Origin of the sequence: Pseudidiomarina aquimaris (genome assembly GCF_003987395.1) — a bacterium.
Classification (GTDB): Bacteria; Pseudomonadota; Gammaproteobacteria; order Enterobacterales; family Alteromonadaceae; genus Pseudidiomarina; species Pseudidiomarina aquimaris.
Genome location: NZ_PIPT01000001.1, coordinates 197597 through 211507, shown reverse-complemented (window position 1 = coordinate 211507; position 13911 = coordinate 197597). Strand labels below are relative to the sequence as shown.

At 50.7% G+C, this 13911-nt stretch carries 9 protein-coding genes; 4 read left to right on the top strand and 5 right to left on the bottom strand.

Annotation, left to right across the window (positions count from 1 at the left end; translation table 11 throughout):
- Positions 1-28 precede the first annotated feature (28 nt).
- Positions 29-295, top strand: a complete 267-nt coding sequence (locus CWE21_RS01045; RefSeq protein WP_126832323.1) for a GrxA family glutaredoxin — start codon at positions 29-31, stop codon at positions 293-295.
- Here CWE21_RS01045 and hrpA read toward each other — a convergent pair.
- From hrpA to CWE21_RS01030, 3 genes are all read right to left on the bottom strand, one after another.
- Entirely contained in the window at positions 275-4012 is a 3738-nt protein-coding gene (hrpA, locus tag CWE21_RS01040) for an ATP-dependent RNA helicase HrpA (protein WP_126832321.1), read from the bottom strand. The genes CWE21_RS01045 and hrpA overlap by 21 nt on opposite strands.
- Positions 4013-4081: 69 nt before the next feature.
- A complete protein-coding gene (locus CWE21_RS01035) occupies positions 4082-4504 on the bottom strand; it encodes a CBS domain-containing protein (protein ID WP_126832319.1) in 423 nt (140 codons plus the stop codon).
- Positions 4505-4547: 43 nt separating this feature from the next.
- On the bottom strand, positions 4548-5564 hold the full coding sequence (locus CWE21_RS01030) for an isoaspartyl peptidase/L-asparaginase family protein (protein ID WP_126832318.1): 1017 nt from the start codon (positions 5562-5564) through the stop codon (positions 4548-4550).
- Between the two features lie 158 nt (positions 5565-5722).
- On the opposite strand from CWE21_RS01030, the gene sbcB reads away from it, so the two are divergent.
- A complete protein-coding gene (gene sbcB, locus CWE21_RS01025; protein WP_126832316.1) occupies positions 5723-7156 on the top strand; it encodes an exodeoxyribonuclease I in 1434 nt (477 codons plus the stop codon).
- A 2-nt stretch (positions 7157-7158) separates the two neighbouring features.
- Positions 7159-8775 carry a GMC family oxidoreductase gene (locus tag CWE21_RS01020; protein WP_126832314.1) on the top strand — a complete coding sequence of 539 codons (1617 nt, stop codon included), beginning with the start codon at positions 7159-7161 and terminating at the stop codon, positions 8773-8775.
- A 16-nt stretch (positions 8776-8791) separates the two neighbouring features.
- Here CWE21_RS01020 and CWE21_RS01015 read toward each other — a convergent pair whose 3' ends face one another.
- Together CWE21_RS01015 and CWE21_RS01010 are read right to left on the bottom strand one after the other, a co-directional pair.
- Positions 8792-11131: an efflux RND transporter permease subunit gene (locus CWE21_RS01015; protein ID WP_126832312.1), complete on the bottom strand. Its 2340-nt coding sequence runs from the start codon at positions 11129-11131 to the stop codon at positions 8792-8794.
- Between the two features lie 7 nt (positions 11132-11138).
- Positions 11139-12338, bottom strand: coding sequence for a YCF48-related protein (locus tag CWE21_RS01010; protein WP_198675036.1), 1200 nt, complete (start codon positions 12336-12338; stop codon positions 11139-11141).
- Between the two features lie 214 nt (positions 12339-12552).
- On the opposite strand from CWE21_RS01010, the gene CWE21_RS01005 reads away from it, so the two are divergent.
- Positions 12553-13908: a DUF1329 domain-containing protein gene (locus tag CWE21_RS01005; protein WP_126832308.1), complete on the top strand. Its 1356-nt coding sequence runs from the start codon at positions 12553-12555 to the stop codon at positions 13906-13908.
- Positions 13909-13911: the final 3 nt, after the last annotated feature.

Genomic DNA, 13911 nt, shown 5'->3' with positions numbered 1-13911 from the left:
TAACTATTTATCAAATGTGGGAGTAACTATGTTCACAGTAATTTTCGGCCGCCCTGGCTGCCCATTCTGCGTCCGTGCCGTGCAAATCGCTGAGAAATTGACTGAAGATCGTGATGATTTCGAATTTCGCTACATCGATATGCACGAAGAAGGCATCACCAAAGCCGACTTAGAGAAGACTGTCGGCGCACCGGTACAGACCGTGCCACAAATCTTTGTAGATGAGCAGCACATTGGTGGCTGTACCGAATTTGAAGCCTATGCGCGTGAAAACCTAGGGCTTTACGCCGCTTAAAGCTTGCTGAACCCGCTTTTCCGAGATCGGATAGCGGGTTCCTAGTTGCTGGGCAAAAAAGCTGACCCGCAACTCTTCTAACATCCAGCGTATCTCTACCAAATCATCACTCAGAGGTAAGTTCTTCGGCCACTTTCCAAGCAGTTCTTGGTAACTTCGCTCAAGCTTCTCAAGCGTCAGGGTATGCAAGCGATCGCGATTAGGATCCACTGGTAACTTTTCAAGTCGCCGTTCGATTGCTTTCAAGTAACGTTCGATATCCGCCAACCGCTCTGCCCCAGCAGCGCTAACAAAGCCTGGATACACCAAGTGCTCAAGCTGAGCTTTAATGTCGCCGTGCGCTTGAATTTGATCAAGTGGCACTGAACCTTTTAATTGTTTACGAATCTTTTGCGTCAACAGTAGGCATGGCTCAACCTGCTCAGCGATAGCGGTGACGCGTTCATTCAACTCACCACGCGCGGTTTCGACTAACTGTCGAAAACTGGCTTCATCGCGTATCTCTTGCGCATTGATAAGCTCATCCAAGGCAGCCTGAATACAATCGCCAATCAACGCATCGACCTTGCCCCATGGATTGTAATACATCGCTAATTTGGCTTTATTCGACAAATTCTGTTGTAAATAGCGCATCGGTGATGGCAATTGTAATTGCAGTAACTTACGCAGTGCTTGTTGATGCGCTTGCGCAGCTTGCTCCGGTTTGTCGAACAAGGTTTCGCGCACGCCCTCCTCGCTGACCTCTAACGCGGGATAAGCTTTTACCGCATAGCCCCGTTGCTGGCGCTCGCGTATCTCTGGTAGGGTTCCAAAGTCCCAGTCTGAAGCAACTTTTGCCTGCGGTTGCTCCGCTACGGCCTTACGAAGCGCATGTTGCACGCGCCCTTGTAGCTGCTGTTGTAAGGCGTTCAGATCTCGCCCATCAGCCACAGTCTTGCCATGCTCGTCTTCGATAACAAAGCGCATGCGCAGGTGCGCAGGTATCTGCGTCGCATCCCAGGCATCTTCCGGCACGGTCACACCTGACATTCGCCGTAACTTGTCGCTCAAAGAATCGAGTAAAGGCCGCTGCAATGCCTCTTTTGCGCCAGTATCTTGCAAAAATGCCTGGGCATAGTTAGGCGCGGGCACAAAGTGGCGACGTAACGTTTTCGGTAATGACTTGATCCAAGCAACAACCAACGGCTCACGTAAAGCCGGTACCTGCCAATCAAAACCTTCATCTTGAATTTGATTAACCAGTGTTAACGGCAGATGCACCGCTACGCCATCTTGTGGATCATTAGGTTCAAAGTGGTAACTCAGCGGCAAAGTAAAATCGCCCTGCTGCCAAGTATCAGGGTAATCCAACTCAGTAATATGCTCGGCACTTTGCGCCATCAGGTCGTCACGCTGAAAGTACAGTAGACCTTCCTGCGCTTTCACCGCTTTATGCCACCAGCCCGCCAACAGCTGCTCGTTGTAAATTCCTGAAGGAATATGCTGGTCATAAGCTTGGAATAAAGCTTCGTCGTCTATCAAGATGTCGCGGCGCCGTGACTTATCTTCTAGGTCCCGAATTTCTGTAATCAAACGCTGATTATGTTTGATAAACGGCAACTGGCGTCGCAATTCTCCGTTCACCAAGGCCTCACGGATGAATATCTCGCGCGCCTCAACAGGGTTTACCGGACCGTACTGAACACGGCGCCGTGGCACAATAATCAGGCCGTATAAGGTCACTTGCTCATCGGCCACCACCGAACCCGACTTTTTGGCAAAGTGCGGTTCAAAATAATTTCGTTTCACTAGATGTTGGGCGGCAGGCTCAATCCATTCAGGCTCGACACGCGCGTTAACCCGCGCGAACAACCGACTGGTCTCCACCAGTTCGGCCGCCATCACCCATTTTGGCGGCTTCTTGAATAACCCCGAACCTGGGAAAACATAAAATTTGCGGTTCCGAGCCCCTAAAAACTCGTGGCCTTCTTGCTTATTACCAAGATGCGAAAGCAAACCACTCAGCAACGCCCGATGCACCGCTTCATAGCTCGCCGGCTCTTCGTTTATGCTAAAGCCTAAGCCGCGCACTGTCTGGCGAATTTGACTGTAGACGTCTTGCCACTCACGCACCCGCAAGAAGTGCAAAAACTCACTTTTGAGTTGCTTACGAAACTGTGACTTAGAGAGCGCCCGTTGCTTCTCGCGCAAATACTCCCATAACTTCAGGTAACTCATAAAATCCGAGTCTTTGTCATGGAAGCGTTGATGAAACTCATCCGCTTTTTGTTGCGCCTGCTGCGGACGCTCACGCGGATCTTGAATACTCAGCGCCGCGGTAATGACCATGACTTCACGTACACAACCCAATTCACGCGCTGCCAGTACCATCCGACCTAGACGTGGATCAATAGGGAGCAGCGCTAATTGGCGCCCTAAGGCCGTCAACTGGGGCCCTTGCCCGCTATGACGTCGGCCACGCTTTTTGCCGCGTGCTCCGCCTGCTTTCAAAGCATGCAGCTCTTGCAGCAGGTTCATCCCATCTTTTACGAAACGCTCGTCGGGACGATCGATAAAGGGGAACTTGCGTATATCGCCCAATTTGGCTGCCGTCATCTGTAAGATAACCGCCGCTAAATTCGTGCGAAGGATCTCCGGTTCGGTATATTCAGCGCGTTGCAGAAAATCATCTTCGCTGTAAAGCCGTATGCAGATACCCGGAGCCACCCGACCACAGCGCCCCATACGCTGGTTGGCACTGGCTTGCGATATCTTCTCAATCGGTAAGCGTTGCACCTTGGTGCGGTAGCTATAGCGGCTGATACGCGCCGTACCGGGGTCAATCACATAGCGAATGCCTGGCACGGTAAGTGATGTCTCGGCAACGTTGGTCGCAATGACAATACGCCGCGTGCTGTGACTTTGAAAGACGCGGTTTTGCTCCGCAGATGAGAGCCGTGCAAACAGCGGCAACAGTTCAGTGTTCGGTAAATCTAACTCGGCCAGCGCCTCAGCAAAATCGCGAATTTCGCGTTCGCCTGACGCGAAAACCAGAATATCACCACTGGCTTCACGGTAGAGCTCTTGTGCTGCATCACACACCCCTTGCACCACATCACCGCTATCGTCCTCGCCCTCGAGGGGCCGGTAGCGCACTTCGACCGGATAGGTGCGGCCGCTGACTGAAATAACCGGAGCATTACCGAAATGTTTGGCAAAACGCTCGGTTTCGATGGTTGCCGAGGTAATTATTAACTTGAGATCGGGGCGCTGCGGCAATATTTTCGCCACCACACCCAAAAGAAAATCAATATTCAGGCTTCGCTCATGGGCCTCATCGATTATTAACGCATCATACTTTTTCAGTAACCGATCGTTTTGAAGTTCGGCCAGCAACATTCCGTCGGTCACCAGCTTGATTGCCGTGGTCGTCGCGGTTTGGTCTTGAAAGCGCACCTTATAACCGACTTTATCGCCGAGTGGCGTTTGCAATTCATCCGCAATACGTTGTGCTACACTTCGCGCAGCCAAACGCCGTGGCTGGGTATGACCAATCACCGTACCCTCTGCAGCCCGCCCATAGCCAAGCTCTAGCAACATTTTAGGCAGCTGGGTCGTTTTACCGGAGCCTGTCTCCCCCGCCACAATCACCACCTGATGATCACGAATCGCATTTTGAATCTCAGTTTTTGCTTGAACGACCGGTAAATCGCTTGGAAATGAAATGCTCGTGTGCACGCGGAATCCCGACTCTTGGCAGAAGTTACTTCTAGGAAACCGCTAGTTTAGCAGCGCGAGCGCCGCTTGTTAACGGCGCCGATAGGAATCTTGGTAGTATTGGTCGATTGCAGCGAGTACATCGGTACGCGTTATAACACCGACAAGTTGCTTGGTATCACCGTCAAGTACTGGATAGACTTTAGGCTTCTTCGCATCCATGCGCTGCGCAACGTCAGTGATTGACTCATCAGCGAAGACACTCAATACTTCGCCGCGATACATGCAATCACTGACATTCGCCGAAAGCTCTTTATGGTAAGTATCGCGCAGCATCGCCGCGAGGCAGTCCTGCTCAGATAAAAAGCCGATGACCTTTTGCTCAGTGTCCACCACAGGACCACCGCGTTGCCGCGATTGCAGTAAGCGTTCTACTGCTGCCTCAATAGGCAAATCCTCGGTAAACACAACAGGACGACGATGCATAAAATCTTCAACTTTCATTGACTGCATGACACTTACCTCAAGATCTTGAGAAACCTAAGGTTAAGTATAGTCAATCTTTGTAGATCGCAACGTTAATCTCGCCATTACCGACGCGACTTGCACGGTACATCCCTTCAGTATTGAAAGGCATATGCACATTGCCTTCGGCATCGACAATAATGACACCGCCCGTACCGCCTGCGGGCAACAGTACGTCATGAATGACTGCATCGCCTGCTTCAACAACAGACTGCTCAAGATATTTCACGCGGCTACAAATATCGGCCGCCACATGATAGCGAATAAAATACTCGCCATGACCGGTCGCCGAAACCGCGCAGCTCGCATTGTCGGCCCAAGTGCCGGCGCCAATAATCGGTGAATCGCCGATACGGCCATAACGTTTCGCGGTCATGCCTCCGGTCGAGGTTGCTGCAGCTAGGTTGCCATGCTGGTCGAGCGCAACCGCGCCAACGGTACCCATTTTATATTTATCATCCAGCGCTAAGTACGCTTGCTTGTCAGCAACGCCGAGTTTCTCGCGGGCCCGCTCGAGCTGTTCGAAACGGCGTTCCGTATTAAAATAGCTGTTATCGACCAATTCTAGGCCCTGCTCTTGGGCAAATTGTTCCGCCCCAGCACCAGAAAGCATCACATGTACGGACTTTTCCATCACCGCACGCGCCAATGCAATCGGACTTTTCACCGTTTTCACGCCGGCAACAGCCCCCGCCTCGAGGCTTGCACCATCCATGATCGAGGCATCTAGTTCATGCTCACCATCAAAGGTATAGACGGCGCCTCGCCCCGAATTAAATAAGGGCGATTCTTCCATGATCTGAATGGCCGCCACCACGGCATCCATACTTGTTCCGCCAGCCGCTAGAATCGCATGCCCGGCGTTCAACGCTTCGGTTAATTTCGCTTGATATGCGGCTTCTTGTTCAGCCGAAAGGTCAGCTCTCGTGATGGTGCCGGCACCACCATGAATCGCAATTGAGAAAGGTGCATCTTCGGCGGCAAAAGCTGGCGCGTTTAAGCCCGCAGCCAGTAACATAGCAGGTAAAAGCGTTGATAACTTTGTCATTTTAAAAGTCCCAAAAGTTTCTAACGATAGGTCATCTATCCTGCCATGCTTGCGATTACCCCGCCAGCGCTTACACGGACATTAAGCGCAGTAATTGCGGCAATGACCGCATTCAGGTAGTCTGCTTAAAAACCACAGTAAGCCTTGAAACGCCTGATATGACAGAAGAAACTTTTTATTGGCACGACTATGAAACGTGGGGCGCAAACCCACAAGTAGACCGCCCCGCGCAGTTCGCTGGACTGCGCACCAACCTTGCACTTGAGCCAAGTGGACGGCCCCTAACAATTTACAGTCAACCGACGCCGGATTTCCTGCCCCACCCGCAGGCTGTGTTGATCACTGGCATTACCCCGCAACATGCGCTGAAACAGGGCATGAATGAAACCTCGTTTGCTGGCAAAATTGCCGCCGAATTTAATGTCCCGCACACCACCATTGTTGGCTATAACTCGGTGAACTTTGACGACGAAGTCACCCGTCATCTGTTTTATCGTAACTTCATTGACCCTTATGCGCACACGTGGCAACAAAACAACTCCCGTTGGGATTTGATTGATGTGGTGCGCGCTTGCTATGCGTTGCGCCCCGACGGCATCGAGTGGCCAACCAACGAAGCCGGTCAGGTCAGCATGCGCCTAGAACATTTGACGAAAGCCAACGGTATTGATCATGGTCAAGCCCATGACGCGATGGCGGATGTTTATGCCACCATCGCTATCGCCAAACTACTGAAGCAGGCGCAACCTAAGCTATTTGATTATGCCTATGGCATCCGGCGCAAACAGGCGCTGAAACCTCTTGTCGACTTAGTTAACTTCACGCCGCTGGTGCATGTTGCTGGCTTTTACGGGACCAACAACGGTTGCTTGTCACTTATCATGCCGCTTGCGTTCCAAGAGGATAACCCAAATGCCTTGGTTTACTGGAACCTGCGAGAGGATCCCCGTGAGCTACTTGGGCTGAGCGTCGACCAATTGCAAGAACGTCGTTTTGCCAAACGCGAACAGCGCCAAAGCGAGCATTGGGGCATCTATGGTGCGCAGCAACTCATGTTAAATCGCTGCCCTTTCCTCGCTCCCGAAAAAGTACTCACCCCAGCGGTACAAGAACGCTGGCAGTTGCCGCTAGCGGAGATGCACGAACGCGCGCAATGGCTTGCCGGACAACCTGAGTTACGAGAACGCCTGATCGAGAGCCTACGCTTTGATAACAGCGCAGAGGGGCCAAAAGACCCGGAACTACAATTGTACAGCGGGACGTTTTTTAGCGACCAAGATCGCTCTACGATGGCGATCATTCGTAATACAGAGCCCCAACAGTTAGCCGCACTGCAGCTTAATTTTAGCGATGACCGTCTACCAGAGATGCTGTTTCGTTATCGTGCGCGTAACTACCCTGCTACTTTGACCGATCAAGAACTCCAACGTTGGCGCTTGTTTTGCCAGCAACGCTTGACCGAGCCATTGCCCAAAGCCCTCTCTGCAGAAGCATTTCTATTCGAACTCGAGCAATGTGCCGAAAACGTGAGTAATGACCCACGCAAACAGGCATTACTGAAAGATCTCTATCGCTACGTGGAGAGCTTATAGCCATGCCCAGCACCACTTTTGACTTCATCATTGTCGGCGGCGGTAGCGCCGGTTGCGTATTGGCTGAACGCTTATCGCGCTGTGGAGAGTATAAAGTGGCGCTGCTAGAAGCGGGTGGGAGTGGTAAGTCAGCTTTTATTACCATGCCAGGTGGTGTGGCGGCGATGATGCATAACAAACGCGTGAACTGGATGCTGCGTAGTGAAGATCAACACCTCCGCCAAGGCAAAGGTCTGTATACCCCCCGGGGAAAGGGCTTAGGCGGCAGTAGCGCGATTAATGCCATGATATATACGCGCGGCGCGCCGAGTGATTATGACCATTGGGCGAGCGTAAGTAGCGATGATTGGGCATGGCCCGCAGTGCTTGAACGTTTCAAAGGTATCGAAAACAATGTCCGCGGTGCTGATGACTTTCATGGCGACCAAGGCCCGCTCCACGTCAGTGACGTTGAGCCCTACTACCAAGTCTCAAAACAGTTTATCAAAGCTGCTGAGCAAGCTGGGATCCCGCATAATCGTGATTTTAATGGCGCCGAGCTTTATGGTGTCGGTGCTTTTCAGTTTACTATCCACAAGGGCGAGCGCTTTGGCACACGGCGGGCATTTTTAGAGCCCGCGCAAGAGCGTTCTAATTTGACAGTCTTCACCAATGCTCAAGTCGAGCGCGTTAGCTTTAAACAGCAACGCGCAGATGGCGTATTGCTGCGTAAAGGCACCCAGCTCGAGCATTTAACCGCCAAACGCGAGGTTATTCTGAGCGCCGGCGCCTTTCACTCACCACAGCTGTTAATGCTCTCCGGCATCGGCTGCCCAGAAGAGCTGCGCCGCCACGGTATTACTAACATTGTCGATCGACCCGCTGTAGGCGCTAACTTGCAAGAGCACGTAGACGTACTCGTGCACTACCGCAACGCTAAAAAGGACAGTTTGAGCCTGGGTCCTATCGGTTTAGGTAAGCTCGCCGGACAGACACTTAAATATTGGCGCTCGCGTGACGGTGCACTCGCCCATCCACCCGCAGAGGTCGGGGGCTTCTTGCGCAGCGATCCCAAGATTGCGACACCCGACCTACAATTACACGTGGTGCCCACGCGGTTTGATGACAGCGGCTATGACTTAACCGCTGCCTTCCAACACGGTTTCGCCTGCCATGTGTGTGTGCTGCGCCCCGAAGCGCGTGGCCGCTTATATTTGCATAGCAGTGATATTCGCAAAGCCCCCGGTTTTACCTATGACTTTCTCAAGAATGAGAGTGATCGTCAGGCGCTGCTCTCAGGCGTCGAACAAATTCGTGAAATCATGGCACAACCAGCTATGGCTGAGCATAATGGCGGCGAAATCTTACCTGGCGTAACGGAGAGTCAGGAAGAGTTACTCGAGCGTATCTACCGACATTGTGGACTGATTTATCATCCAACCTCAACCTGTCGCATGGGTAATGATCAGGATGCGGTGGTAGATGCCCAGTTGCGTGTGAGAGGTGTTCAGGGCTTACGTGTGGTCGATGCCTCGATTATGCCAACGGTCATCAGTGGCAACACCAATGCACCGACCATGGTTATTGCCGATATCGGTGCCGACTTTATTTTGGCTGACGCCACAGCCGGCACCGCATAGCGACTTCTTTTCCGCGTTAATGGATCCGTTTGCCGAAGCGCGCGAATAAACGCGCTAAGGCTGGGATCAAAATCAACGCACCGAGCATATTCCACAAGAACATAAAGGTCAGCAAGATCCCCATGTCCGCTTGGAATTTAATGGGCGAGAAGATCCACGTCGCCACACCAATCGCTAGGGTTAATCCCGTAAAGCCAACCGCTTTACCGGTATTGTCGAGCGCATACTTGTAACATTCGTTCAAATGCATGCCGCGCTCAAGGCCTTCTTTGATCTTAGCGTAGATATAGATACCGTAATCCACACCGATACCCACACCGAGTGCGATAACCGGCAAGGTAGCAACTTTCACGCCAATTCCCAGCACTGCCATAAGACCTTGACTCATAATGGTTGTGAGTGCCAATGGCAAGACGATACAGGCCACGGTACGTAGGCTACGGAAGGTAATAAATACCAGCACGATGACAACACCGTAAACCCACAACAGCATCTTGTACTGCGCAGTTTCAATAACCGAGTTGGTCGCCGCCTCAATTCCTGAGTTACCCGCCGCCATTAATAGCTCTAGCCCTTCTTGCTGGTACTGAGCATTGAAGTTATCAACGGCCGCAACCACGGTTTTGAGGGTCTCTGCTTTATGGTCGTTCAAATAGATGATAATTGGCGCCATTGAGCAGTCAGGGTTGATCAAACCTGGCGGTGTGCGTCCAGTGTTGGCGTTCAATACATACTGGTTACGGTTGAGACTGAACCACTTTAAATTACCTTCGTTGAGCGCATAACCACCCATTTTGGCCACATAGACCACCGATTTGACATCTTGCACGCCGGGGGTGTTTTCCATATGCCAACTAAAGCGATCCATCACCTCAAGGTTATCATAAGCAATACACTGCGACGGCTCAGTCGCTGCCATGACCACGAAGATATCAGTACTCGAGCTGTAGTTATCGACAATGAATTGGTTATCAAGGTTATAACGGCTGTCAGGGCGCAATTCAGGTGCACCTGCATCGAGGTCGCCGATCTTCATATTCTGGCCTTGAATCAAGCCCCACGAGAGACCAATTAACGCCACCACAAGTGCGCTGTACGCCCACTTAGGCTCAGAAAACCGCTCGAACATGGTTAAAACGGGGTGATCCTGGTTGCGTACGCGTTCGCTGTACGCGCGACCTCGCTCCGAAATACCACCGTACGACATGATAATCGGTAGTAAACCAAGGTTCGTTAAAACCACAACCGCAACACCGATACTCGCTGCAATTGCCAACTCTTGGATAACGGCAATATCAATGACCATCAGGGTGGTAAAACCGATAGCATCGGAAATCAACGCTGTTAAGCCGGCAATATAGAGTGCACGGAACGCAAGTCGCGCAGACATTTCCCGATCATGGCCGTCAACACGGTTGGCGCTCATGGCATTGATAATCTGCACCCCGTGGCTCACCCCAATAGCAAAGACTAGGAACGGTACCAGCATGGAGTATGGGTTAATCCCACTACCAATCAGCTTAATAATACCGAGTTGCCAAATAACCGCGATAATCGAACAACCGAGCACGGTAAATGAGCTACGCCAGCAACGACTGTAGGCAAACAGCATGACTAGCGTGATCACAATTGCAAGCAAGAAGAACAAGCCAACTTGCATTGCGCCTTCAATCAGGTCACCGATAATTTTGGCGAAGCCGGTAATATGAATTTTGACCGTTTCGGTTTGATACTTGTCGCGAATTTTTTCTTCTAATTGCTCAGAGAACGCTTGGTAATCCAATGCTTCGCCGGTATCAGGATTGACTTCGTTTAACGGCACATAAATAAGTGCTGACTTGAAGTTATTCGCAACCAAGTTGCCCACCTCACCCGAGCGCAACACATTAGTGCGTAACTGCTCTAACGACCGCTCAGAAGCGTCCCAATTATCCGGAATCACCGGACCGCCAACGAAACCTTCTTCCGTTACTTCGCTCCAGCGCACGTTCGGCGTCCAAATACTCTTAAGACCCGCGCGGTCAACGCCAGGAATGAAGAATACCTCGTCGGTGATTTCTTGTAAGGTTTTTTGAAACTCTGGGGTGAAAATCGTACCGTCAGTAGTTTCAACCACGATTCGCACCACGTTACCCAAACTAGCCAAATCATCACGGTATTCAAAATAATTTTGAATAAACGGATGATTGGTCGGAATCATTTTGGTCAGGCTTGCTTCAGGTCGAACCTGACTGGCGTGCCAACCTAAAAAGAGCGTCAATAGCGCAAACAAGACCATCCAAAACGGACGAAAATTAAAAATAACGCGCTCTAGAAACACGCTTTTGTCTTTTGCTTGTGATTGTTGTTCAGACATTGCGGTTTTACTCCTTCTCAGCTAGCGCACTGCTCGGCATGGTTAAAATGCCGCGCTGGCCGACCAAAGTAAGACTTCCATCGGCATTAATAACTAAATCGGTGAGGACAGCACCACTGTCGTGGGTTTTCTCGGTTAGCTCGCCTGAGTCACTTAAATAAGCCACGACACCAGCGTTACCGACAAAATACAGGCCACCGTTTGGCGCATCAATCGCATTGTTAATATTCACTGGGTCTTCCAATGATAGTTGCGTGAAACTGTCGCCTTGGTCTTCGCTGACAAAGATGTTGCCACGCAGACCATAAATCCACAGCCGTTCCTGTTGGTCGATGTGCACGCCAAAGAACGAGCCATAATAAGGTGAGTCCAGCGTTTCCCAACTCACGCCGCGATCTGAACTGCGAAACAGTAAACCCGACTCGCCGACCATGTAGACATAGTCGCCGTGAGCTTGGATTGCGTTTAAATGGAAACCATCAATATTGTCGACTAAGTGGTCAATGATTGACCAACTTTCGCCACCGTCCGTCGAATGCAAAAATGCGCCATAGGCGCCGGTAACAAAGATTTCTTGCGGCGATAACGCCAATACATCGAGAAACGGTTTGGTTGGCCCCTCTTCTAAGGCAATTTGTGCACTGTCGTATTTGAACAATGCATCGTCTAGCGCGAATTCAAGATCTTCACGTTCAACAGGGTCCATATCTTCCGCGTTGGCAAGCTGTTCCTCAAGCTGCGCCACCCGTTGTTCGTAATGCGCCACTTGCAAATCAATATATTCAAAGCCATCTAATTGCGGTTGCCACGTCCGACCGCCATCTTGAGTTTGTAAAATGACCCCATGATGACCCACAGCCCAACCCAATTTTGCATCGGCAAAATCAACGCTAGTTAAGAAAATACTGCTAGGTACTTCGGCCTGTTGCCATTCATCAGTACCGAGTTGGCGCGTCACAATGACACCATAGTCGCCCACCGCAACTTGTTGTTCGCTGGTCGCAGCGATCTCGGTGAGCACAGCTCGTGTTGCTTCTGGCGCACGCATTGCCGGCGCATAAATCACGTCATAATCGGTGACCGCGTCGGTCGTTTCGACCGCCGCTTGCGGCGCTTCTTGCAGTGCGGCTGCTGCGTGTATCGGGGCATTTAAGCCAGCACTGAAAGTCAGTGAAATCGCAGCGGCACAGACCTTAGCTCTTATCATGGAACCCTCTTGCTCTTTCTGTGTCTTAGAATTGTTATGTTTACTGTTGCAAATTTTTCGTAAGCCGTACATGCTATGGATAAATTAAGACAGGTCAAACCAGCTGATACCTTACCGTGAGATGGGTTCAAACGCTAGTATTAGCTGGGCATTTAATTTTTCTATTTTTTAATGTAGCTTTAGCTAGGTACATAGAACAAACAAGGAAAAAACCATGAATAAAACGATGCTGAAGGCTGGAGTTTTCGCTCTATCGGTAATTTCAGCCAGCGTTATGGCCAAAGTCACCCCTGAAGAAGCGGCGCGCTTAGGCAATGATTTAACCCCAGTTGGTGCCGAAATGGCGGGTAACGCTGACGGCTCTATTCCTGCTTGGACCGGCGGCTACAGTGTAGAGGCTGATGGTGAAATTCCGTCACGCCCTGCAGATCCGTATGCGGACGACGAAATCTTATTGACCATCACGAGCGCTAACCTTGATGAGCATAAAGATATGCTGTCAGCGGGTCAGGTAGCGATGTTCGAAAAATACCCTGACTATAAAATGAATATCTACCCTACGCATCGTAGCGCGGCGTACCCGCAAGAAGTTTATGACATTATCAAAGAAAACGCGACCAACGCAGAAATGGTTGCGGGTGGTAACGGTTTAGAAAACTTCAAAATGCACATTCCTTTCCCGATTCCGGAAAATGGTCTCGAAGTGATCTGGAACCACATCACCCGTTATCGTGGTGGCGCGGTAGAACGTTTAGTTAACCAGTTCCCGGTATTAGAGGACGGTAACTTTGTGCCGGTACTTCTACGCGAATCTCTTGTTTTCCCTGAATACTTAGAGAGTGGTCGTGAAGCTGCTGATGACAATATTTTGTTCTACTTCTTACAAGAAGTTTTAGCACCTGCACGTCAGACCGGTACGGTGTTGTTGGTTCATGAGACGATTAACCAGGTGAAAGAAGGCCGTCGCGCGTGGTTGTATAACGCCGGTCAACGCCGCGTACGTCGTGCACCAAACGTTTCTTATGACGGTCCAGGTACCGCTTCTGACGGTTTACGTACCTCAGACGGCCTCGATATGTTCAACGGCGCGCCAAACAAATACAACTGGGAATTGGTTGGCAAGCGCGAAATGTACATTCCATACAACAACTATAAGTTGTTGGATACTAGCTTAAGCTATGATGACATCATCAACGCTGGCCACATGGACCAAGACCTCGTTCGTTACGAGAAACACCGTGTTTGGGAAGTTAAAGCAACCCTTAAGGATGGTGAGCGTCATATTTATCAAACTCGTCATATGTACTTTGACGAAGATACTTGGACAGCAAGCGTCATCGACCATTACGATAACCGTGGCGAATTGTGGCGCGTAGGTGAAGCGTACAATACACAGTTCTATTATCACGATACGCCTTGGATGGCTGCTGAAGCTCTTTATGACCTTAACTCGGGTCGTTTCGTAGTGCTAGGTCTGGCCAACGAAGAGTCTGAGTATATGGACTTTGATATTGAGCCAGAGCGTAGTGACTTTAGTACTTCTGCTCTGCGCCGTATGGGTATCCGTTAAAAG

Excerpts from the sequence above, each read along its gene's own strand:
- CWE21_RS01045 (WP_126832323.1), top strand. The coding sequence starts at position 29 with ATGTTCACAGTAATTTTCGGCCGCCCTGGCTGCCCATTCTGCGTCCGT.
- CWE21_RS01035 (WP_126832319.1), bottom strand. The coding sequence starts at position 4,504 with ATGCAGTCAATGAAAGTTGAAGATTTTATGCATCGTCGTCCTGTTGTG.
- CWE21_RS01030 (WP_126832318.1), bottom strand. The coding sequence starts at position 5,564 with ATGACAAAGTTATCAACGCTTTTACCTGCTATGTTACTGGCTGCGGGC.
- sbcB (WP_126832316.1), top strand. The coding sequence starts at position 5,723 with ATGACAGAAGAAACTTTTTATTGGCACGACTATGAAACGTGGGGCGCA.
- CWE21_RS01020 (WP_126832314.1), top strand. The coding sequence starts at position 7,159 with ATGCCCAGCACCACTTTTGACTTCATCATTGTCGGCGGCGGTAGCGCC.
- CWE21_RS01015 (WP_126832312.1), bottom strand. The coding sequence starts at position 11,131 with ATGTCTGAACAACAATCACAAGCAAAAGACAAAAGCGTGTTTCTAGAG.
- CWE21_RS01010 (WP_198675036.1), bottom strand. The coding sequence starts at position 12,338 with ATGATAAGAGCTAAGGTCTGTGCCGCTGCGATTTCACTGACTTTCAGT.
- CWE21_RS01005 (WP_126832308.1), top strand. The coding sequence starts at position 12,553 with ATGAATAAAACGATGCTGAAGGCTGGAGTTTTCGCTCTATCGGTAATT.